The organism is Streptomyces sp. NPDC051018 (assembly GCF_044456085.1).
Classification (GTDB): Bacteria; Actinomycetota; Actinomycetes; order Streptomycetales; family Streptomycetaceae; genus Streptomyces.
In genome coordinates, this window is the sequence record NZ_JBITFN010000002.1 from 176,526 (window position 1) to 197,498 (window position 20,973).

Below are 20,973 nucleotides of genomic sequence, written 5' to 3' on the forward strand. Positions count from 1 at the left end.
CGGCACAGGAAGCGGCCGGTCCTGCGCGTCAGGGAAGACGGTCCGCCCGGGTGACCTTGTCGATGTGGTACCAGTCGGCGACGCAACCGGCCGGCCAGCTCCCGTGTTTGCCGAACGGTTCGCCCATGCCGCTGACCGACAGCGGTTTGTAGGGAAGCACGCGGGCGCCGTGCGCCGCCTGGGTGCGGAGCCACCGGTCCTGGTGGTCCCATGCCTGGGCGCGGGCGCTCATGTCCTGTGCCAGCCGGCCGAGGGAGACCGCGAAGGCCAGGCAGCAGACGGCGCAGACGGCCGCGCCGGTCACCCGCGCGGTCCCGGCGCGGCGGGAGTACGGCCGGAGCAGGCGTCCGAGGAGTGTCCCGGCGCCGACGAGCAGGACGACATACAGCAGGAGGTAGTCGTTCCAGGCCCGGGAGACCGTCGCCACCCCCTTGCCGAACACGGGATAGGCGGCCACACAGCACAGATAGCCGGACACCAGGAAGGAGACGGCACCCGCGCCGGCGAGGAGCCGGCGCCGGCTCAGGGCGACCGGCGAGGGCCGTGTTCCGGTCCCCCGGGACAGCAGCCCCAGCAGCAGCCCGGCCGCGACGGCACCCGCGTACTGCCAGGTGGTGAGGAGGGTGATCAGGATGTGCCGGAACGAGTCCAGCGACGTGATGAGCACCTCGGGGGAGAGCAGGGAGGTGTCGGCGCCGTACCGCTGCCGGCGGTTCTGCGAGCCGGGTGAGGTGAACAGGACGAGCGTCCCCGTCAGCACGCCCGCCCCGCCGGTGAGGCACCACCACCGCGCGTAGGGGCGCACGCGGCCGGTGAAGATCACGCCGCTGAGCAGCAGGACACACGACACGACGACCAGGGCGACGATCGACGCCTGTTCGGAGAGGGTGCCGAGGAAGCAGCCCGCGGCGAAGGCGGTGGTGAGGGCGGCTGCTCGTCCTGTGCGTGTGGTGGTGAGGAGGAGGGGGATGGTGGCGGCGCAGGCGAGGACGGGTGCGAGGGTGTGGGAGACGGAGGAGGCGGGCCAGTAGAGGGTTTTGTAGGTGTTGGGTGTGGCGAAGAGGAAGACGGCGGTGAGCATGGCGGCGACCAGGAGGGGGATGCCCCGGGGGGTTCGCAGTCCCGCTCTGCGCAGTCCGAGGGCGGTGACGGTCCACAGGACGCCGAGTGTGACGAGGGCGGTGACGGGGGCGAACCACTGGTGTCCCGCGACCCCGAACCTCGCGTACAGGCCCACCAGCAGGGCGTTGGCCACCCGCCCGTTGTCCTGGAGGTAGAACTTGGCGATCATCCCGCTCACCCCGTCGTCCCGCGCGGCGGGCAGGAAGCACCAGTCGTCCGCGCCGGGCCGTACGTACTGTCCGAACCAGGCGGCCGCTGCAAGCAGACCGAGCGGCAGCAGACAGAGCGTCACCGTCCAGACGGCCGGGCGCCCGGCGGGAGCGTCGTCCCCGACGGCCCGGGGGCGCGGCGCCGCCGAGCCGGAGACGATGGCCCATCGGGCGATCAGGAACGACAGCGGAGTGACCAGGATTCCCGCGGACAGGGCGGCGATGTTCTTGTCCATCCCGAGGACGCCGACACCGAGGGCGAGGAGACCGCCGCCGGCCACCAGGCCGGCCACGCTCGACAGCGGATACCGGGCGAAGGAGCGCCAGGTGGGCCGCGTCCGGCAGGTGACGTACGAGTTCAGCAGGAACGAGCCCACCACACTCACGGTGTATCCGACGGCATGGGCCAGCAGATACGGAACGCGGGTGTTGAGCGAGGCGTAGACGGCCAGATAGACCGCCGTGTTGACCACGCCGACCACGGCGAAGAGCAGGAACTGGCGCAGGGACCGGGGTCCTGCCGTCCCGCTCGTCGTACCGGTGGCCGTCCCCGCTCCCGTGGCGCGTGAGGCTGAGGGGTCCTCCGCCGCCCCGGTGACCGCCCCGGCTCCCGGGTCCGGTGCGTCCGGGGGCATGTCCGCAGGGAGGCCCGCCCGCTGGACGGCCGGGCGGGAGTCGTCCGTCTCACGGACCACATAGTGGGGGCGGCGCTTCGCCTCGTGATGGATGCGCCCCACGTACTCGCCGACGACACCGAGCAGGGCCAGCTGGATCCCGCCGAGTGCCACGACGGTCACCAGGAGGCTGGTGTATCCGGGCACGGCGGCTCCGTGCAGTACGGCGTGCAGCACCACCCAGAGGGCGTACCCGAGGGCGCCCAGAAAGAGCAGCAGTCCGGCGTGGACGGCGAGACGCAGGGGGCGGCTGTTGAAGGAGATGACTCCGTCGAGCCCCCGGTCGAGTACGGTCCGGACGCTTCGGTGGCCCGGCGGTTCCCCCGTACGCCCGGTGACCTCGCAAGCGAGGCTCGCGGTGTCGAATCCGATCCAGGAGAAGATGCCCCGGGAGTACCGATCCCCTTCGGGTAAGGACAGCACACTGTCCACCGCGCGCCGTGACAGCAGCCGGACGTCGACCGGCCCTTCCGCGATGTCGACATCCATGCAGTGCCGCAGCGCCCGGTGGGAGGCGGTGCCGAGGACGGCACGCAGACCCCGTCCGCCGGTGCGGCCGGGCCTCGCCACCACCTGGTCGTAGCCCCGGCCGCGCAGATCCAGTATCCGGGGCAGCACCGTTCCGGGGCGGCACCGGGGCCCGGCCTCCAGGAGGAAGACGGCGTCGCCCCGTGCCATCCGCAGTCCGGCGAGCACGGCGGCCTCCGTGCCGAAGCGGCGGCTGAACGAGGTGTAGCGGACCCGGCGGTCCGCGGTGAGAGCGGCCAGCCGCTCCCTGGTCCGGTCGCGGCTGCCGTCGTCGACGTAGCAGATCTCGAAGGAATGGTGAGTCGACACGAGGGAGTCGAGCAACTCCCCGTGGAACGCGTCGAGTGCCCCGGAATCGTCGCGGCACGGAACGACGACGGAGATATGGCAGGCCGTCATCTCGGCCGGCATACCGAAGTCCCGGCCGAAGTTCCGGCCGGAGCCTCGACGGTTGCCCCGGTGGTGAATTCACCGAGGACGACGAACCCATTCATGCGCATTCTCCTTTCAGATCCGGCCGGACCGGTCCGCGCGCGGTGCGGGGAGGTCGCAGACCCGGTTCTTCCCGGAAAGGGAACGGTGTACGGGGAAACAGTGCCGGTGCACACGGCGGCGGAACAGGGAACGCCGGAGCCCTCCCGCGCCATTGTCCTTTCCGGTCGGGGCGGTCGGCCGGATGAAACGCGCAGGTGTCCGCCGTTGGGGTGGGGCGCCGTGCCGCATCGGGGCGGACGGACGGCGCGGTGCGCGTGCTCTCCCCGGCCCCTTCGACGATGGTCCAGCGGTTCCTTGGGCGGCAGGTCCGACAGCAGCCCGAGCACCAACCGCCGTGCCCGGCGCCGGGTTCGACCCGAGCGAACCGTCCCGCTATCCGGTCACCAGGCCCTCGAACGCCTCCTGCCAACGGCCAGGGTCTACGCTGTGACCTTCGGCCACCGCATGATCCTCAGTCTTCACACACCGATGATCAACGGTGGCCGCCCCCGTCTCCACAGCGCGTCAGGGTCGGTCCGCCCGCCGTCCCGTGTCAGGAGGACATGTGCAACGTGGCGAAGTCTGGTGGGTCGAGTTCGACGAGCGGCGGCCGGTCGTACTGCTGTCGGGAGACGACGCGTCCGGGATCCGGGTGATGCAGGTCGTCGCTCCGGCGGGCGTCGACATCAGCGGCCTGGGCATCGAGGTGGCAGTGGGTGCCGTGGAAGGACTGCCCTTTGAAGGCGTGCTGCGGTTCGGTTTCCCGTGTCCGGGCTTTACCCCTTGCACGTGGCTGACCACGGTGTCCCGGGGCGACCTGATCGAGCGGGCGGGCGTCCTGTCCTCCTCGAAGCTCAGCGAGATCGAGGACGCCCTCCGTCTCGCTGGACAGAAGAAGGAGTGGACCCCGGCGACAACCGCGAAGCTCAGCAAGATGAGGGACGCCCTCCGTCGCGGTGGGCTCGGGTAGGCGGAGAAGGGACGGAGGGCCCCGATGGCGTGTTCGGTCTCGCCCAGATGATCGACGCCGGCCACCTGTCTCCTCGGCGCCGCTTACCATCGAGATCACGACCTACGGCCCGGAGTATGTGGCTGGAATGTCGGCTCCGGTGTGCATGCCCGGTGGCCGCGGACGGGTCCCGGAGGGGAGATCATGGAAGAACTGGGTGGGCTCGCGTGGCGTGTTCTGCGGGGGATCGGCAGCGGGATCGGCATGCTCCTGGATTTCCTCGACGTTCGTGACGGCTACCGGAAGGCCCGGCGTTCCGCTCGGCGCCGAAGGCGGAACGCCCGCTGACACCTTCGGCCGCCGGGCACCCGGCCGGACACTCCGGTACGGGTCCACCCCGGGCCGGACGCACCGGACCGGGGCACAGCCGGGAAGATCGGTGGCTGGGCAATGCGGCCGTTCAGCCTCCGACCCACGCCGGCCGCCCGCCCCCTGCCGTCAGCCGCCGACCGCCGTGGCCGCGCCGTCGCTGCGGGGGTCGGTCGCCGCGCTGAAGACGCCCTCCGGGGTACGGCGTACGAGCTGGCCGTGGCCGACCTGTTCGTCCAGGTCCCCCAGGACCTCGGTGCGATAGCCGCCGCCCCGCAGTGCTGCCACCGCGTCGCCGGGGACACCGCTCTCCACGGACGCCACTCCGGCGGGCTCGTCGACACCGAGCCCGCCGATCACCCAGCGGGGACGTGCCAGCGCGGTGGCGGGATCGTCGCCCGCGTGGAGGCGCAGGGCGAGATGGGTGTGGATCTGCGGCTGCGCCTTGCCGCCCATGGTGCCGTGGGCACCGGTGAGGAATCCGTCCCTGCGGGTGAGGACCGGCATCAGGGTGTGGGCGGGGCGGCGGCCGCCCGCGAGGCGGTTGGGGGAGCCGGGCGCGAGGTCGAAGAACGAGCCCCGGTTGTGCAGGACGATTCCGCTCGCCGGGTCCAGGATGCCGGAGCCGAAGCTGTGGAACAGGCTCTGGATCAGCGAGACCGCGCAGCCGTCGTCGTCCGCGGCGACCACGGCGACGGTGTCCCCGCTGGGCCGGGACGCCTCCGCCCGGGGTGCCGGGCCCGCCTGGGGCGCGGAGCCGTGGCCTTCGAGGACGGTGGCGGCGAGCGCGTCCAGACGGGAGTCGCCGAGGAGTTCACCGACCGGCACGGGGACATGGCGGGGGTCCGCGAGATACCGGTCCCGGTCATGGGTGATCGCGTCGAAGATCCGGGCCGTGAGACGGGCGTCGCGGCCGAGGAGATCGGTGTGCTCCGGCATGCGCTCGATCAGTCGCAGTGCCTGGAGCAGATGGATGCCCTGGGAGTTGGGCGGGGCGGTCAGATACTCCTCACCCCGGAAGACGGCGGACAGCGGTTCCGCGGTCTCCGTGGCATGGGCCGCGAGATCGTCCGGGGTCAGCGGTGAGCCCAGCCGGCGCAGTCGCTCGACGATGCCCACGCCGAGGGAGCCCTCGTACAGGGCCTCCGGTCCCGCCTCGGCGATCAGGGCCAGGGAGTCCGCGAGCGCGGGCTGGCGCAGCGGAGCCCCGGTGTCGAGGGGGCGCCCGCCGGGGTAGAAGACGCCGCGCATCCCCTCGTCGGCCATCAGCGTGCCGGCCTCCTCCCGCAACGCGGTGGCGACGCCGGGCGCGGTGGGCACCCCCTCCCGGGCGAAGGCGACCGCCTCCGTGAACAGCCGCCGCCAGGGGAGGCGTCCACCGAGTTCCGAGAGGGTGGCCCAGCCCGCGACCACACCGGGAACCGTGACCGTGAGCGGACCCGTCACCGGCATGCGTGTGCCGGACAGCGCGCCGGGGTCGGCGGCCCGCGCGGCGGCGCCGCTGCCGTTGACGGCGACGACCCGCCCGTCCGGCAGGGCGACCAGGGCGATGAGGTCGCCTCCCACGGCGCACTGGTGGGGGTAGACGACCGTCAGCGCGATGGCCGCGGCCAGGGCCGCGTCGACGGCGTTGCCCCCTTCACGCCGTACGGCGTCACCCGCGCCGGTGGCCAGGGCGTGCGGGGTGGCCAGACCGTAGGGCCGGGCGGTGGCGGGCGGCGGGGGTGTTGCGGGCATGGTGATGAGCTTTCCTGGGTGCGGGTGTGAGGCGGAGGCGGGGTGCGGGTGTGAGACGAGGTCGGGGTGCGGGTCCCGGCGGGCGGTGCCGGGCGGGCGGTGACGTGCGGGCGGTAAGGAGCTGTGGGGACGCGGGTGGGCGAGTACGGGATACGGCGGGTGCCATCCGTACGGCCGGGTCCGCGGGAGCCATCGGGGTCCCGTACGGCGGTGCCCGGCGCCGGGGGCTCCCTCCGCCGTCCGGTCGATGCCGCTCCGTGCCGATCCGACCCGGTCCGCAGCGACCCGTAGCGCGTGCCGTGCGGCCACGGACCGTGTACCCGCTCGCACGTGGACACCGCCGTACCGGATCAGGACGGCTCGGCGGGATCGTGGACCCCGCGGCCGAGCGTGTCGATGATCATGCCCTGCACCTCGCTGAGGTGGTCGGCCATCGCCTGCGCGGCGGCGTCGCTGTCGTGGCCGATGAGGGCCGCGAGGATACGGCGGTGCGCGCGCAGGGAGGCGACCAGGCGTTCGGTGGTCTGGTACTGGGGGTCCCGTGAGGGGCCGACCCATTCGTTGGTGGCTTCGAGCAGGCGGGTGAGCATCGGGTTGTGGGCCGCCCGGGCGACGGCGACATGGAACGCGCCGTCCAGCTCGATCAGCGCGGCCAGATTCTCCCGGTCCCGCTCCAGCTCGGCCTGCGACAGCAGCGCGGCGAGTTGCTGGAGGTCGCTCTCGGTGGCGCGTACGGCCGCCCGGGCGGCGACCGGGGGCTCCACGGCCGAGCGGAGGTCCATCACCTCGTGCACCAGGCGCGCGGCGTCGTTCATGTCGCCGAGCTGACGGGGATGCAGATCCGGGCGGGTGGTGCCGGTGACGATGGTGCCCCGGCCGGGCTTGCGGTTCACCAGCCCGCGCAGTTCCAGCTCCCGCAGAGCCTCGCGTACGGAGGCACGGGAGATCCGGAGCCGTTCGGCCAGTTCGCGTTCGGCCGGGATACGTTCGCCCGGAGCCAGCCGCCCCTCCTCGATCAGCCCTTGGAGACGCCCGGCGAGCCGGTGCGGGCCGAGGGCGGCCTCGGGAGCGAGCAGGGTCCAGTCGACGGGCACCGGATGCCTTTCCTGTCGGTCGGTTGAGCGGTGGTACCGCACCGCACGGCCGCCCGCCCGCCGGGGAGCGGGACGCGGCGGCCGTGGCCGCGGAGGTGTCAGTCGTCGATCTCGACGGTGAGCCAGTTCTCGAAGCAACTGCGCCGGGCCAGGCTCATCACGCCGATGGTGGCACGGCCGCCGAGCCCCGCCTCGGGACCGAAGACATCCCGGAACAGATCGGTGGCACCCGACGACACCTTGTGCACGTCCTCGAACTCCGGGGTGCTGACGACAAAGCACAGAGAGCGTACAAGGGAGCGCACCCGGTTGAGTGAGCCGAGGGCGAGCCGGATGCCGCCGAGACAGTTGAGGGCGGTCAGCCGCGCGGCCTCGTAGCCCTCCTCGATGGTGACATCGGCTCCCAGCCGGCCCGGATTGCGTACGTTGCCGTCCGCGTCATCCGCGGTGTGGCCGCCGAGGAAGAGCAGATTGCCGGTGATGTGGTGCGGCTTCATCGACCCGTATTCGGTGCCGTAGTACGGCCGGGCGGAGAAGTCGGGGATGACGAGGCCGAGTTCGCGGACGCGGGTCTCGGGGTCAGTCTGAGCCATGGTGCGGTGCCTTTGGTTGTTCGCGTGGGCCCTGCCGGTGGGCCAAGATAGTCAGATGGTCCGACCAAGTGGGCTTATTGTTGGTTCGCGATTTCCCTCATGTCAACCCCCGGCCTCCGCGACCCCGCCATGTGGGGGCCCCAACGCCAAGGATCAGAGCCGTGTCCCTTCAGCCAGGTCACACCCCTGCCGCCGCCTCGCCCGGTGACCCCCGTGAGGGCCGCGCGACCGCGCCCTGCTCCGGGCGCGGGCCCGATCCGGACGCCGGGGGCCGCCCGGGCCCCGGCTCCGGGCGGGAGCCCGGCCCGGACGCCGGGCGTGAACCGCGTCCGGGCGTCACGGGCGAGCCGGGGCCGGGGGCGGTGGCCGGGACGGACCCCGGTCCCGCGGTCGCGCCGACCCCCGGTCCCGCCGGTGAACCGCGGGCGGCCCTCCCGGGTGGGGTTCCGCCGGCCGGTCCCGGCCGGCGCGGAAAGGCGTCCTCCCGTCCCCGTACCGCCGGTGCCTCCGAGCGGCGGCTGGCCGATCTCCTCCCGCTGCTGCTCACCGTGGCCGCGGGCGCCACCGACGCCGTGGCCTACCTCGGGCTCGGGGGCGTGTTCACCGCGAATATGACCGGCAATCTCGTACTGCTCGGTATCGCCGGGGCGCAGGGCCTCGACCTGCACATAGCCCGCGCGGCGGCGGCGACGCTGGCCTTCACCGCCGGGCTGGTCCTCGCCTTCCGGCTCACCCGCACCCTCGACAAGGGCGCGGTCTGGCCTCGCCGTATCACCGGGGTCCTCGCCGTCAGCCTGGGGTGCCAGCTGGTGTTCCTCGCGGGCTGGGCCGCCGTCGGAGGGCGGCCGGGCGGGGCGGTGGACGTGGTGCTCGTCTCGGTCTCGGCGCTCGCGATGGGCGTGCAGACCGCGTGCGCGCGACGGGTGGCCCTCGCCGGGATCACCACGACGTTCGTCACCGGAACGCTGACCTCCATGGCGGAATCGGCCGCCGCCGGGTCCGCCCATCACCTTCTGCGGCGCCTCGGTGTCCTGCTCGCCCTGGTGGCCGGAGCCCTGGGCGGTGCCCTCGCGCTGAGCAGCCACCCGGCCGCCGCGGCGGCCATCGCGCCCGCCCTGGTGGCGGTGACCCTGGTCCTGGCCCCCCGCCTCCATGGCGTGCAACGAAATCCGTAGCCACATGGGCCTGTCAATGATGTTTTCCGTCGTAGTTGGCGAAAATTCATATGAGGCCGTTGACAAGCGGGGCGGAGGCACTTCACCTTGGGCCGCACGAGGCCACCGTGCCGGAAAGCCTCGGGTCGGACCAAGCCGCCCCCGCGTCGCCCTCCACGCGACGATCCTTCTCCGCTGTCCCCAGGCGGCCTTCCCCAAGGACTCCCCGTGACTTCACCACGCCCGGATGTCTCTGCCCGCGGCCCACTAGCACCTCTGGACGTCTCCTTCGCCGACGACCCGCGCGTCGTCAAGGAGGCCGCGAACGAGGACTACTCGACGCATATCGTCCCGCTGACCTGGCGCAGTGGCCGGCTCTCGCTGACCATGACCTGGTACGCACTGGTCAGTGGCATGTTCTACCTGGTCACGGCCGCGACACTGGCCGTGACGGTGGGCACCGTCAACACCCTGGTCGGCATTCTGCTCGCGGTCGTCTGCTTCGGCACGGTCAACTACTTCTTCTCCGCCTACGCGGCCCGCACCGGCCTCACCGTCGCCCTGATCTCCCAGCGGGTCTTCGGCTACGTCGGCTCCGTGCTCGCACCCCTCGTCCTGGCGGCGACGGCCATCTACTACGCCGTCTTCGAGGGCTCCGTCATCGCGCACGCCCTGCACGCCTACACCGGGGCCCTGAACATCGAGATGTGGTACGCGATCTCGATCCTCAGCAATGTCCCCATGGCGATCGGCGGCGTACGGCGCTGGCTGGACAAGTTCAACGGCGCCCTGCTCCCGCTCTACTGGACCGGCCTGATGATCGTGATCATCCTGGCCGTGCGGGAGTACGAGCCCTCCGGCTGGCTCACCCACACCCCCGATGTCACCCCCGACCTCGGGGCGCCGGGATGGCTGTACGCGTTCTTCGTCTACATGGGCGTGTTCGTGTTCATGATGTACACGATCGACTTCGGGCGCTTCGGCGCCCCGAAGGACGCCCGCTACCACGGTGTGGTCACCTTCGGCCCGGTCTTCTATCTGTTCTGCTACTTCGTCAACGGGCTCATCGGCATCTTCCTGGTCCTGGTCGCCGACACCGTGGGCGCGCCGACCGAGACGGCCATCGGTGACACCGTCGTGGCGCTGATGGGGGTCTGGGGACTGGGTGTGGTCTGGCTGACCCAGTCGCGTATCAACACCGCCAACTACTACGTCGCCTCCACCAATCTGGAGGCCACGGTCGCCCGGCTCTTCCACATCCGGGTACCGCGTGTGGCCGCACTGGCACTGGCCAGCGTCGTCACGTATCTGATCATGCTCACGGACGTGCTGAGCTATGTGCTCACCGCGCTGGCGTGGCAGGGCGCGTTCGTCGTCGGCTGGGTCGGCATCATGCTCACCCATCTGATCGTGCACCGGCGGGGCGACCGGGACGGCCTGCCGGAGTTCCGGCCCGGACGCGTCGCCACGATCGCGCCGGGGGCGGTGGTGTGGCTGATCTCCTCCCTCACCGGCATCGTGCTCCTCGAATTCACCGGCACCTTCGGCTCCACATGGTCCTCGCCGGTGACCTTCGCCCTCAGCGTGGTGCTCTATCTGGTGGCCCTGCGCGTCGCCGGTTCCCCGCTGCTGCGCCGGGGCCACGACCCGAGGGACGAGGTCGACGACATCTGGGAGGCCCGGGTGCGCTGCCACCGCTGCGACCACTCCTACATCGCCGCGGAGATGGATCGCGATCCCTCGGCCGAGGGCAGCCCGGCGATCTGCGCGGACTGTGCGGGCCGCAGCCGCGGCTTCCGCCGCGCGGTCCTCGCCGAGGCGAGGGCGGCCTGCGGGACGCACCCGGCGGGCGGTCCCGGTGACCCGGGCGCGTCCGGCACCACGGAACCGGCCTCCGTCGGGGCGCCATGATCCGATGAGCCCGGGGCGCCCGATGAGCCCGGGGCCGCGGGGCGGGAGGACGGGTCCGCCGTGTCCTTTCGGCCCGCGGCGTCGACAACCAGGCGCCGCCTGCGGGCCGGCCCCGTCCCGGCACCGGCGGCGGCACTTCCCCCGACCCGTCCCGGCGGCGGCACTCCGCCCCCGGGGCCGGGCCGGGTGCCCGGGCCCATGTCCCGGCCCCGCACGTGCCTCCGCCGGCAGCCGCGGTCAACCCCGGGCAGCCCCGCCGGGCCGGGCCGCCCCTCTCCGGCCACGGCTCCCTGGAAAACGCCCGCCCCGACGGCCGGTATCCCCCTACCGGCACCCCCTCGCACTGGTGAACCATGGCCGGACGAACGCCCGGCCGTCATCCGCCCGTCCCTCCGTCTCCCCGTCCGCCCGCCCGCTCGTCCACCGGCCCGATCGACCGCGGTGACCGGTGACCGGTGGCCGCTGATCCACTCCGACCCGCTCCGGCACGGCCCTACGACCCCTCCCCGACACACCCGCACCCGACCCGGACCCGCCCGGAGGCGCCGCGTGCCGAGCAGAGATCACGCCAGGCTCGACGAGCTGTACCGCGATCCCTATCCGCTCTACGCGCGGGCGCGCCGTACGGAGGGGCTGACCTTCGTCCCCGAGTTCGACGCCTGGCTGGTCGCGCGGGACGCGGACGTACGCGAAGTCCTGCGCCGCTCCGACGACTTCTCCTCCCAGCGGGCGCTGCTCCCCGACGTCATGCCCTCACCCGAGGCGATGGCCGTACTGGCGCAGGGGTTCGGCAGGCGGCCCACGGTCGTGTCCACCGACGGCGCCGCCCACCGGCGCCACCGCGCCCCGCTCAACCGCGGACTGTCCGCCGGGCGGATCGCCCGGCTGATCCCGTACGCCGAGAAGCGCGCCGAGGCCCTCGTCGACGCGTTCGCCTCCGACGGGCGGGCGGAGCTGATGGAGGCGTACGCGGGCCGGCTGCCCGGTGAGATCGTCGGGCGGCTCGTCGGACTGGACCCGGCGGACGCCCGGGACGCCGTCGCCGGGGGCCTTCGCGCCGAGGAACTGCTGTTCCGCCCCCTCGGCCCGGAGGAACAGATCCGCGCCGCCGAGGACGTCCTCGCCCTGCAACGGCTCCTCGACGGCCATGTCCGCGACCGGAGGGCCGACCCGCGCGACGACCTCTGCTCCATCATGGTCGCCGCCCTCGCGCCCGGCAGCGGCGAACTCACCCCCGACCAGCGTCACGAACTGGTCGCCGGTCTCCAGAACTTCCTGCTCGCCGGGCATCTGACCACCAGCGCGATGATCGGTACGACGCTGCTGCACCTGCTGAGCGACCGGACCCAGTGGGAGCGGATCCGCGCGCGGCCCGAGCTGATTCCCGCCGCTGTGGAGGAGGCCGTACGGTTCGATTCCGCGCTCCAGGCGTTCCGGCGTACGACCACCCGGCCCGTCACCGTCGGCGGAACCGAACTCCCCGCCGGGGCCACCCTGCTGGTGGCGTACGGCTCCGCCAACCGGGACGAGAGCCGCCACGACCGGGCGGACGTCTTCGACATCGCCCGTCCGCCCTCCCGGCAGCATGTCGCCTTCGGCCACGGCGTCCACGGCTGTCCGGGCTCCCAGCTCGCCCGGGAGCAGCTGCGGCTGACCCTCGGGCTGTTCGTCCGCAGACTCCCCGGTCTGCGGCTCGACCCGGACGAACCGCCGCCGGTGATGCGGCCGACCCTGATCCACCGGTCGCCCGACGCGGTCCATCTCGTCTGGTGAGCCGTCCGCCGGTGAGCCGACCGCCACCCGGTCCGCCCCGCCCGGTCCCGGCGCCGCGGGACACAGTGTCCGCCCGATGTCCCCGAACCGTACCGGGAGGGTTTCTGCTGTGACCGGTCTGCCCCCGTCCCTGCCGGCCATCGGCGGCCGTACGAACTACCGCGAACGGGTCGCCGACGCCCTGCGCGCGGCCCTGGTGTCCGGACTGCTGCTGCCCGGCGAGGTCTACTCCGCGCCCGCGCTCGCCGGCCGCTTCGGGGTCTCCGCGACACCCGTGCGCGAGGCGATGCTGGATCTGGTCAAGGAGGGCCTGGTCACGGCCGTGCCCAACAAGGGGTTCCGGGTCACCGAGGTCTCCGAGCGGCAGCTCGACGAGTATCTGCACCTCCGTGCGCTGATCGAGATCCCCACGGTCACCTCGCTGGCCAGGACCGCGGACCCGGCCGCCGTGGAGGCCCTGCGCCCGGTCGCCGCCGAGACCGTCACCACGGCGGCCACCGGTGACCTCGTCGCCTACGCGGCCGTCGACCGCCGCTTCCATCTGGACCTGCTCGCCCTCGCCCGCAACGCCCATCTGGTCGAGGTGGCCGGAGATCTGCGCACCCGCTCCCGGCTGCACGGCCTGACCGCACTGGCCGAACACGGCCTGCTGGAGGCGTCCGCCGGAGAACACCACGCACTCCTCGACTCCCTGCGCGCCGGGGACGAGAAGACCGTGCGCAGACTGATGACCAGGCACCTCGGCCAGGTACGCCGGCGGCGTGCGAAGTAGCCTCACCCCATGCCCCCCGGTACCCACATCCTGATCCTCGGCGGCACCGCCGAGGCCCGGCGGCTGGCCGCCGCTCTGACGGCGCGCCCCGGGCTCAGGGTCACCACATCCCTCGCCGGCCGGGTCACCAGCCCCCGGCTGCCCCCGGGCGAACTGCGCGTCGGCGGCTTCGGCGGCCCCGGGGGCCTCGGCGCCTGGCTGCGCGAGCACCGGGTGGCCGCCGTCGTCGACGCCACCCACCCCTTCGCCACCGCGATCAGCGCCGGCGCCGCCGAGGCGGCCGGTGCCACGGGCGTTCCCCTGTACGCGCTCCGCCGCCCCGGCTGGAGCGCGGGGCCCGGCGACCTCTGGCACGAGGCGCACTCCCTCGCCGATGCGGCCGCTCTGCTGCCGGCCCTGGGCCGGCGGGTCTTCCTCACCACCGGGCGCCTCGGCCTCGCCGCCTTCGCGCACCTCGACGGGCTGAGCTTCCTCGTACGGTCCGTCGAGCCGCCCGAGCCCCCGCTGCCGCGCCACACCGTGACCGTCACCGCCCGGGGCCCCTTCACCGTCGAGGGCGAGCGGGAGCTGCTGCGTCGGCACCGTGTCGATGTGCTCGTCACCAAGGACAGCGGGGGGAGCGCCACCGTCGCCAAGCTCACCGCCGCGCGGGAGGCGGGTCTGCCGGTCGTCGTGGTCCGGAGGCCCCCCGCGCCCGCGGGCGTACCCACCGCGGAGGACGTCCCCGGGGTCCTCGCCCTGCTCAGCCGCGCCGCAGCAGATAGGTGTCCATGATCCAGCCCTTGCGGGCCCGTGCCTCGGCGCGCAGCTCCTCGATCCGGTCCGACACCTCCGCCAGCCGGCCCGACACCAGGATCTCGTCCTCCGTACCGACGTAGGCGCCCCAGTAGATGAACAGGTCCCGGTCCAGATGGCGGGTGAACGCCTGGCGCGCGTCCAGCATCACCACCACGTCGTCCACCTCCCCTGGCCAGCCCTCCGCGAGCCTGCGGCCCGTGGTGATCTGCACCGGGCTCGCCACCCGGTTCAGCCCCGTACGGTGCCGGGCCAGCAGCGCCGACACACTGCTGATCCCCGGGACCACCTCATGGTCGAAGGCGACCGAACCCCGCTCCAGGACCTCCTCCAGGATGCCGAGCGTCGAGTCGTACAGCGACGGATCGCCCCAGACCAGAAACGCCCCGCACTCGTCCTCGCCCAGCTCCCGCGCGATGAACCGTTCGTACAGATCGGCGCGGCGGCTGCGCCAGTCGTCCACGGCGGGGGAGTAGTCCGCGGTCCGGCGGTCCCGCTCGGGGTCGGCGGCCCGGACCAGCCGGTGGGGGCGGTCCGTGGCGTGAGCGTCGAGGATGTCCTGCCGCAGCCGCGTCAGATCCGACTTCTCCTCCCCCTTGTCCAGGATGAAGAACGCGTCCGCCTTGTTCAGCGCCTCGACCGCCTGAAGCGTCAGATGGCCGGGGTCGCCCGCGCCGATGCCGATCACATAGATCTTCCTCACCCCGGGAGTCTCCCGTACGCCTCTCCCGGTGGCGGCCACCGGGGTCCCCGCCCCAGGTCACGGGGTCGCCCTCCGCGGGCAGCGGCGCGCCGTACCGGGCCCCGGGCAGCGCGACCGTACCCGCCGGTCGCCGCTCACCGCGGGCCCCTGAGCCGGGCAGGGCCCGCGGTGTCCCGGAGCCGCTTCAGGGCCGGCCGCCTACTTCAGGGTCAGCCGCGGTGCCTCGGCCCGGGCGTCCACCGGGGAGCCGTTCCCGCCTTCGAGCCGCTCGGCGAGATCCCGCGCCCACGCCGTCAGCCCGGACACATCGACGTCGTACGGATCCCCGAACCCGGCGATCCGGTCCGCACCCCGCTCCAGCAGCCGCGCCCCGCCCGCCGCGTTTCCCCGCGCGGCATGCGTCAGACCCACGGCGAGCTGTGCGAGCCCGCGCCACAGATCCCGCTCCGGCTCGGGCCGGGACTTCCAGGCGTCCTCGAAGACCTCATGGGCGTGGAACGGCTTTCCCGTGTCCAGCAGCCGCTGGGCCTCCACCAGCGTCCCCCTCGGGGTCCGGAGCACCCCCTCGGGCTGCCGTTCCACCCCGGCCACCCCGTACGGAAGCGGTCTGCCGAGTCCGTCCCGGGGCCGCGCGCTGCGGGCGCGTCCTTCGCCGTCCCGGTCTCTCGATACCTGTCCCACGCTCCGATTCTCCCCGAAGGGCCCCCGCCGCCGCAGCCGGGCTGACCGAGAAGCCTCCCGAGTGCGGTAATGTTTCCCCTGCGCGCCCGGCCCTCACCGGCAGGGGCGCACCGGGACGTGGCGCAGCTTGGTAGCGCACTTGACTGGGGGTCAAGGGGTCGCAGGTTCAAATCCTGTCGTCCCGACCAGCGTTTTCGCAGGTCGTAGGCGGTATCGGAGGAATCCGGTACCGCCTTTCCGGCGTTCTTGGGGACCATGTGGGGACCACGTGGTCCGGCGAAGCCTTCCGGGGACCTGTTGGACGGCGAGGCCGAGGGGTGTGCGGATGAGGTTGAGGTGTGCGGTGAGGCGTGGCCTGCGCCGGTGATCTGGGACAGGTCAGGGTGTAATGGTGTGCTCGGGTATTGCAACTCTCCGAATGCCCCAGCGAATGTCGTGAGGTGAGCGGTGTTTGCGGCCCGGATCATTCAGCGTCTGGGTTCGTGGTCGGGTGAGGGCCAGGCGAAGCTTCATAGTCCTCAAGCTGCTCGGGGGTTCCCACAAACGCCGGGCCAGCGTTGGCCGGCAGCCTCGCGATGATCATGGCGATGGCGTTCTCCGCGGTTGCGGCTGGACCGACCGATTCAGTGCGTAGTGGGCCGGAGACCCAGTAGCCGCCCCCCTTGGCGGGCTGGATGTATGGAATGTCCCAAGTCCAGCGGTGTTCAGTGCAGCGACTGAAGTGCAGTTCTCCCATGCCTGTCCAGGGGAACAGCTGCCGTAGGCGAGGATGGCCGTAGGCAGCGTTGATGAGTTCGTCGCGGACTCGCCCGTCTCGGCGAACGGCCTGCCAACCTGCTTCCGTGGCATCGTGGCTTGCGGATGTCTGCGCGTTCTCGTTCTGGTCATCGAGAGTCACGTACGTCTTCTCCTTGCTGGTGGCTGCTGGCTCGTCGGCTGATCTCGGCTGCGTAGGCGCCCCAGTCTCCGGCAGCGGCTCGCTGCCATTTGACGGCGACGGTGATGGCGATGCCGAGCGTGCGGGCGAGGACCGCGGCGGGCAGCTCGGTGGCGAGCTGGAACAGGGCAGTCGACCGGGTCTCGGCGAGCCGGATGCCGAGTTTGCGGAGTCGTTCGCCCATGGCCCAGACGCTGATCGGGCGGCCGGGCTGGCCGCCTGGGAAGAGCCAGGGTGAGTCTGTCCGTGCGAGGACGGCATGGCTCCGGCGAACCGCAACCTGCTGAAGGGCGAGCTCAGCGACGGGGACGGGCAAGTCGACGGGGACGGCGCCGAGGCGGAGGCGGACCGCTCCGTCGGTCTCCTCGATGTGGTCGACGGTGAGCCGGGAGATCGCCGCAGGCCACTGGGCATAGAGGAGCAGCAGCAGGCCGGCGAGGCAGTCTTCGGACTTGAGGGTGTCGTCGTGCAGCAGACGGCGGGCGGTGGCCCAGCGGGCCTCGTCGTCCATCGCCTGGGAGGGGCCGTTCCATCGGACGGCCGGGAAGCTGAGATCGCGTGCGATTTTCTGGGTGAGAGCCCAGCGCACGAAGTGTCCTGCCTCCCGGCGGTGACGGACGTCGTCGCTGGTCATCCAGCGTTCAAGATCGGCTTGACGGCAAGTCGCAAGTGTCAGGCTCTGGGTCTCGATCCAGTTGAGGAGGTGGATGGCTGCCCGCAGATGCTGGCGGACGACGGTGAGCTGGGTGTGCCTCCAGGGCCACCTTGCGCTGATGCACCACTCCAGACCATCCCTTCTGGAGGGAGGATCATGCATCAGAAGGGATACGATCGGCAACATGCCTGGTCAGACAGCTAGGTCGTAGTAGCCTCGGAGCCCTTCAAGCCCTCGCCGTGACCTGGCGACCTGCGACTTCTCGCCCGTCTGATGCAATTCCCGAGGGTTCAGGTAGCGCCGGGTGGTGAGCAAGGAGCCGTGTCCGGCGATCCTGCGGAGGACGCGGGCGGGGACTCCGGCGCCGGCGAACCAGGGGAGGCCGGTGTGGCGGAGGTGGTGCCGTCGGAGGTGCACGCGCCACCCGCCGCGCGGTCGACCGGCTCGGCTGTGCCGTCACCCTCAATCCGAGGGAGGACACCGCCTGACCGGCCGCACACGACAACCCGACGACCCCACAACCGCCGGGCACCCCGTGCTACCCACACCCACCCCGACCAGCATCTATTGACGCGTCAGAGGCATCTCTCATTTTGCCTGACCACCCGTCGGACCCCGCACTTCATGAAAGCGCGGGGTCAAAGATCTGCACGCCCTTGCAGCGTCTGAGCCCCATTTCCCGTACTCCGGTGAGAGCCAGGGGCGGGCAGAGCCCAAGGAGACGCTCTTGCGAGGCCGCGGTGACAGAGGGCCTCCGCGCCTCTAACCTGATGCTGACGCGTCGGTTCACCGAGAGGCGGTCGAGGGTGGAGCCTGCGGCTCTGGGGGTGGCGGCGCGGGTCGCCTCGACACTGATCAGGCCGCTCGTGGCGAAGCTGTTCGTGCGGGAGGAGAACGGCGCCGACCTCGTCAGCAAGCCGATCCGTGTCTCCAAACTGGTCAGCTGGCGTGGCCAGAAGCGCACCCTGGACGAGCGAGACGTACGCAAGATCAGCGAGAAGCTGATCAGCCGGACCCTCGCCGCGAACCCGTACGAGCCGGCGGTGCACGACGGTGACCGGATAGCCGTGATCGACGCGCTGACCAAGACCCTGCTCTCGCTCGGCGACCTGGAGATGGACGACGTCCAGGCGGTCCACCTCGGGCACGTCGATCTGGCGCGCAAGCTGTCGGCCGCGGCGGCCGACTCGACGCGGAACATGAGCGCCGACGCGACGAACCTCTACCGTTCCCTGCTCGACGTCTGCTGCCTGCACATCCTGCAGTTCTTCACACAGCGCTCGGCCTTCATCCCGGCCACGCTGATCACGCAGACCCGCATGATCGATGAGACCATGCGCCGCATGGAGGTGCTGACGGCGCGGCTTCCCCCGCCGCGCAGCCAGGACGCCGATTTCGAGCAGCGCTACATGGAGAACCTCGGGCTCAAGTACGGCAAGCTCGCCATCTTCGGGCTCGACCTCAGCGCTCCCGGTCAGGCCCGATGGCCGCTCGACACGGCCTATTTGAGCCTGGAACTCTTGGCGCAGAACCGCGACGGAGCTGTCTCGGCCACCCACCGGCTCCGGGTCGAGGGAGCCCTGACCGGGAAGCACCGTGTGGTGCTGCGAGGCCCCGCCGGTTCGGGCAAGACGACACTGGCCCAGTGGCTCGCCGTCAGCGCCGCGCAGAACGACTTCGACGACGAGCTCGCCTTCCTCCGCGGCCGTGTCCCGTTCATCCTCCCGCTCCGCAGCCTGGCGCAGGAGTCCACGCTCCCCACCGCTCACAAGTTCCTCGCCATGGCCGGCAGCATGCTGGACGGCGAGCAGCCGAAGGGCTGGGCCGACCGGGTCCTGCACAGCGGGCGCGGCATCGTCCTCGTCGACGGCATCGACGAGATCTCGGAGTCGAAGAGGCTGCTGACCAAGCGGTGGCTCACGGAACTGACCGAGATCTACCCGCGCACGTTCTTCCTCGTGACCACGCGCCCCTCCGCGGTCCCGATCGGCTGGGCGGCGGACCTCGGGTTCGTCGAATTCGACCTGCTGCCCCTCAACCAGCGCGACATCGACAAGTTCGTCAACCGCTGGCACGACGCGGCCCTGTCGACTCTCGGGGATGCCGAGGAGCGCACCGAGGTGGAGCAGTACAGGGCCGCCCTGCACGCCACCCTGCGCCGCAAGCCCGACCTGTACCAGCTCGCCACCAATCCCCTGATGTGCTCGGTGATCTGCGCTCTGCACCGCGACCGGCACTCGCAGCTGCCCGAGGGGCGCATGGACCTGTACGCGGCCGCGCTGCGGATGCTCCTGGTCCGCCGCGACAAGGAGCGGGAGGTCATCGCGCCGGAGGGCTTGCAGTTGACCGAGGAGCAGCAGGTCCAGCTCCTCCAGCGGCTCGCGTACTGGCTCATCCGCAACGGGCGCTCCGAGGCGACCCAGGCGCTGGCCGTGCGCATCATCCGGGAACGGCTGCCCTCCATGCCGCACGTCGTCCCGCTGGACGGCGCGCACCGGGTGTTCCGTCATCTGCTGCTGCGCAGCGGGCTGTTACGGGAGCCCACGCCGGACACGGTCGACTTCATCCACAGGACCTTTCAGGACTACCTCGGCGCGAAGGCGGCCGTCGAGACCTCGGACCTGGATCTGCTCGCCAAGAACGCCGGCGACGACCAGTGGGAGGACGTCATTCGCATGGCCGTCGGCCACGCCCGCGAACGCGAGCGCGCCGAACTGCTCCGCAAACTGGTGGCCATCGGCGATCAGCGTCCCAGCCTGCGCCGCCGCTACCACCTCCTGGCCGCGGCGAGCCTGGAGAACGCCACGATGCTCGACCCGGCGGTCAGGGGGGAGGTGATGAGCCGCGCCGCTTTCCTCATCCCTCCGGCCACCCGCGAGGACGCGGAGAACCTGGCGCAGGCGGGCGCGGTGGTCCTCGACGTGCTGTCGGGGCCGGCCGACATGACGGAGGAGCAGGCCGTCGCGAGCGTGCGCACGATCGGGCTCATCGGGGGCCCGGCCGCCCTGCAGCGGTTGCAGGCGTACACGGACGCGCCCCAGCGCGGTGTCCGGCAGGAGGTTGTCAACGCGTGGCCGCGGTTCGACGCGGTCGAGTTCACCGAGTCCATCCTGGCCGGCTGTCGCTGCGACGACATCGAGATTCCGGTGACGAACGCGGAGCAGGTGGCGTGTCTGCGCCAGCTCCCCGAGGCGCCGAACCTGTCGCTCCCCCAGCCGTCGCTGATCCACGAACTCTCCGCCGTTTTCGAGCGGGACTCCGTGGTGTCCCTCGCCCTGGGCACGGTCGACGATCGCACACCAGAGCTTCCCGCCCTCGGCGGTCTGACGGGGCTGCGGCGCCTGCACATACGCAATCCGACGTCCACGCTGTCCCTGAAACCACTCGCCGACAGCGGCATCCGGGAACTCGTGCTCGACTGCGTGCCAGTCGGCCTGGACCTCTCCGCGCTCCAGGCCGTTCCGCTGCTGACCACGCTGAGCCTCGGCTTCGTCGACCGCGTCGCCCTCCCGGAGGTCGCACTGCCCTCGATCACGTCCCTGCGGCTCAAGGGGGTGGCGGAAACGGCACATTTGCCCGACTTCGCCACCCGCTTCCCCGGCCTCACCCGGCTGTACCTGAATCTGCACCGCAGGCCGCGCCGAGCACCCCTCGACCTGTCCCGGGTGCGGGGCATCGACTCCGTCACCGTCCGGGTCCGGAACACGACGAAGGTCATCGGCCTCGACGGGCTCGACCCGGGGCGGGTGTCTGTCACCGTGGAGGGCCGCCGCACACGCGGTCTCCTCACATCGTTCCGTGACCAGCGCCCCTGACCCGGGCGGCCACCGCGCCGGTCCGGCG

At 71.9% G+C, this 20,973-nt stretch carries 16 protein-coding genes and 1 tRNA gene; 8 read left to right on the top strand and 9 right to left on the bottom strand.

From position 1 onward, the window contains the following. Positions 1 to 28 precede the first annotated feature (28 nt). Positions 29 to 2,944 carry a DUF6056 family protein gene (locus ACIBCM_RS04580; RefSeq protein ID WP_399240137.1) on the bottom strand — a complete coding sequence of 972 codons (2,916 nt, stop codon included), beginning with the start codon at positions 2,942 to 2,944 and terminating at the stop codon, positions 29 to 31. 628 nt (positions 2,945 to 3,572) lie between these two features. Here ACIBCM_RS04580 and ACIBCM_RS04585 point away from each other — a divergent pair. Further along, entirely contained in the window at positions 3,573 to 3,977 is a 405-nt protein-coding gene (locus tag ACIBCM_RS04585; RefSeq protein ID WP_399240139.1) for a type II toxin-antitoxin system PemK/MazF family toxin, read from the top strand. A gap of 477 nt (positions 3,978 to 4,454) precedes the next feature. Here ACIBCM_RS04585 and ACIBCM_RS04590 read toward each other — a convergent pair whose 3' ends face one another. The 3 genes from ACIBCM_RS04590 to ACIBCM_RS04600 form a co-directional block, all read right to left on the bottom strand. Continuing rightward, entirely contained in the window at positions 4,455 to 6,062 is a 1,608-nt protein-coding gene (locus ACIBCM_RS04590; RefSeq protein ID WP_399240141.1) for a gamma-glutamyltransferase family protein, read from the bottom strand. Between the two features lie 350 nt (positions 6,063 to 6,412). Further along, the gene (locus tag ACIBCM_RS04595) at positions 6,413 to 7,156 is read right to left on the bottom strand and encodes a FadR/GntR family transcriptional regulator (RefSeq protein ID WP_399240143.1); all 744 of its coding nucleotides are present in this window, start codon (positions 7,154 to 7,156) and stop codon (positions 6,413 to 6,415) included. A 98-nt stretch (positions 7,157 to 7,254) separates the two neighbouring features. Next, positions 7,255 to 7,749, bottom strand: a complete 495-nt coding sequence (locus ACIBCM_RS04600) for a RidA family protein (protein ID WP_399240145.1) — start codon at positions 7,747 to 7,749, stop codon at positions 7,255 to 7,257. A 161-nt stretch (positions 7,750 to 7,910) separates the two neighbouring features. Here ACIBCM_RS04600 and ACIBCM_RS04605 point away from each other — a divergent pair, with 161 nt between their 5' ends. The 5 genes from ACIBCM_RS04605 (at position 7,911) to ACIBCM_RS04625 (ending at position 14,133) form a co-directional block, all read left to right on the top strand. Continuing rightward, positions 7,911 to 8,924: a DUF1275 family protein gene (locus ACIBCM_RS04605; RefSeq protein WP_399240147.1), complete on the top strand. Its 1,014-nt coding sequence runs from the start codon at positions 7,911 to 7,913 to the stop codon at positions 8,922 to 8,924. 207 nt (positions 8,925 to 9,131) lie between these two features. Next, on the top strand, positions 9,132 to 10,814 hold the full coding sequence (locus tag ACIBCM_RS04610) for a purine-cytosine permease family protein (protein WP_399240149.1): 1,683 nt from the start codon (positions 9,132 to 9,134) through the stop codon (positions 10,812 to 10,814). Between the two features lie 549 nt (positions 10,815 to 11,363). After that, complete coding sequence (locus ACIBCM_RS04615; protein WP_399240151.1) at positions 11,364 to 12,587, top strand: cytochrome P450; 1,224 nt, start codon at positions 11,364 to 11,366, stop codon at positions 12,585 to 12,587. Between the two features lie 76 nt (positions 12,588 to 12,663). Continuing rightward, positions 12,664 to 13,359 carry a GntR family transcriptional regulator gene (locus ACIBCM_RS04620; RefSeq protein WP_399240153.1) on the top strand — a complete coding sequence of 232 codons (696 nt, stop codon included), beginning with the start codon at positions 12,664 to 12,666 and terminating at the stop codon, positions 13,357 to 13,359. A 9-nt stretch (positions 13,360 to 13,368) separates the two neighbouring features. Continuing rightward, on the top strand, positions 13,369 to 14,133 hold the full coding sequence (locus ACIBCM_RS04625; RefSeq protein ID WP_399240155.1) for a cobalt-precorrin-6A reductase: 765 nt from the start codon (positions 13,369 to 13,371) through the stop codon (positions 14,131 to 14,133). Here the strand turns inward: ACIBCM_RS04625 and cobF are convergent. Together cobF and ACIBCM_RS04635 are read right to left on the bottom strand one after the other, a co-directional pair. Then, a complete protein-coding gene (gene cobF, locus ACIBCM_RS04630) occupies positions 14,102 to 14,857 on the bottom strand; it encodes a precorrin-6A synthase (deacetylating) (RefSeq protein ID WP_399240157.1) in 756 nt (251 codons plus the stop codon). The genes ACIBCM_RS04625 and cobF overlap by 32 nt on opposite strands. Before the next feature lie 198 nt (positions 14,858 to 15,055). Further along, positions 15,056 to 15,538, bottom strand: coding sequence for a DUF309 domain-containing protein (locus ACIBCM_RS04635; RefSeq protein ID WP_399240159.1), 483 nt, complete (start codon positions 15,536 to 15,538; stop codon positions 15,056 to 15,058). A 111-nt stretch (positions 15,539 to 15,649) separates the two neighbouring features. Here ACIBCM_RS04635 and ACIBCM_RS04640 point away from each other — a divergent pair. Next, a tRNA-Pro gene (locus tag ACIBCM_RS04640) sits at positions 15,650 to 15,726 on the top strand. Between the two features lie 275 nt (positions 15,727 to 16,001). Here ACIBCM_RS04640 and ACIBCM_RS04645 read toward each other — a convergent pair. The 3 genes from ACIBCM_RS04645 to ACIBCM_RS04655 are packed head-to-tail and all read right to left on the bottom strand — an operon-like array spanning position 16,002 to position 17,547. After that, entirely contained in the window at positions 16,002 to 16,436 is a 435-nt protein-coding gene (locus tag ACIBCM_RS04645) for a DUF6193 family natural product biosynthesis protein (protein WP_399240161.1), read from the bottom strand. Beyond that, on the bottom strand, positions 16,423 to 17,292 hold the full coding sequence (locus ACIBCM_RS04650) for a hypothetical protein (protein WP_399240163.1): 870 nt from the start codon (positions 17,290 to 17,292) through the stop codon (positions 16,423 to 16,425). Before ACIBCM_RS04650 ends, ACIBCM_RS04645 begins: the two co-directional genes overlap by 14 nt. A gap of 30 nt (positions 17,293 to 17,322) precedes the next feature. Next, a complete protein-coding gene (locus tag ACIBCM_RS04655; RefSeq protein ID WP_399240165.1) occupies positions 17,323 to 17,547 on the bottom strand; it encodes a hypothetical protein in 225 nt (74 codons plus the stop codon). Between the two features lie 353 nt (positions 17,548 to 17,900). On the opposite strand from ACIBCM_RS04655, the gene ACIBCM_RS04660 reads away from it, so the two are divergent. Beyond that, positions 17,901 to 20,945 (top strand): NACHT domain-containing protein, encoded by a 3,045-nt coding sequence (locus ACIBCM_RS04660; protein ID WP_399240167.1) that lies wholly within the window; start codon positions 17,901 to 17,903, stop codon positions 20,943 to 20,945. Positions 20,946 to 20,973 lie beyond the last annotated feature (28 nt).

What these genes read in the sequence shown, in the direction of transcription:
- ACIBCM_RS04580 (WP_399240137.1), bottom strand. Translation starts at nt 2,944, where the DNA reads ATGCCGGCCGAGATGACGGCCTGCCATATCTCCGTCGTCGTTCCGTGC.
- ACIBCM_RS04590 (WP_399240141.1), bottom strand. Translation starts at nt 6,062, where the DNA reads ATGCCCGCAACACCCCCGCCGCCCGCCACCGCCCGGCCCTACGGTCTG.
- ACIBCM_RS04600 (WP_399240145.1), bottom strand. Translation starts at nt 7,749, where the DNA reads ATGGCTCAGACTGACCCCGAGACCCGCGTCCGCGAACTCGGCCTCGTC.
- ACIBCM_RS04620 (WP_399240153.1), top strand. Translation starts at nt 12,664, where the DNA reads ATGTCCCCGAACCGTACCGGGAGGGTTTCTGCTGTGACCGGTCTGCCC.
- ACIBCM_RS04625 (WP_399240155.1), top strand. Translation starts at nt 13,369, where the DNA reads ATGCCCCCCGGTACCCACATCCTGATCCTCGGCGGCACCGCCGAGGCC.
- ACIBCM_RS04650 (WP_399240163.1), bottom strand. Translation starts at nt 17,292, where the DNA reads ATGCATGATCCTCCCTCCAGAAGGGATGGTCTGGAGTGGTGCATCAGC.
- ACIBCM_RS04660 (WP_399240167.1), top strand. Translation starts at nt 17,901, where the DNA reads ATGCTGACGCGTCGGTTCACCGAGAGGCGGTCGAGGGTGGAGCCTGCG.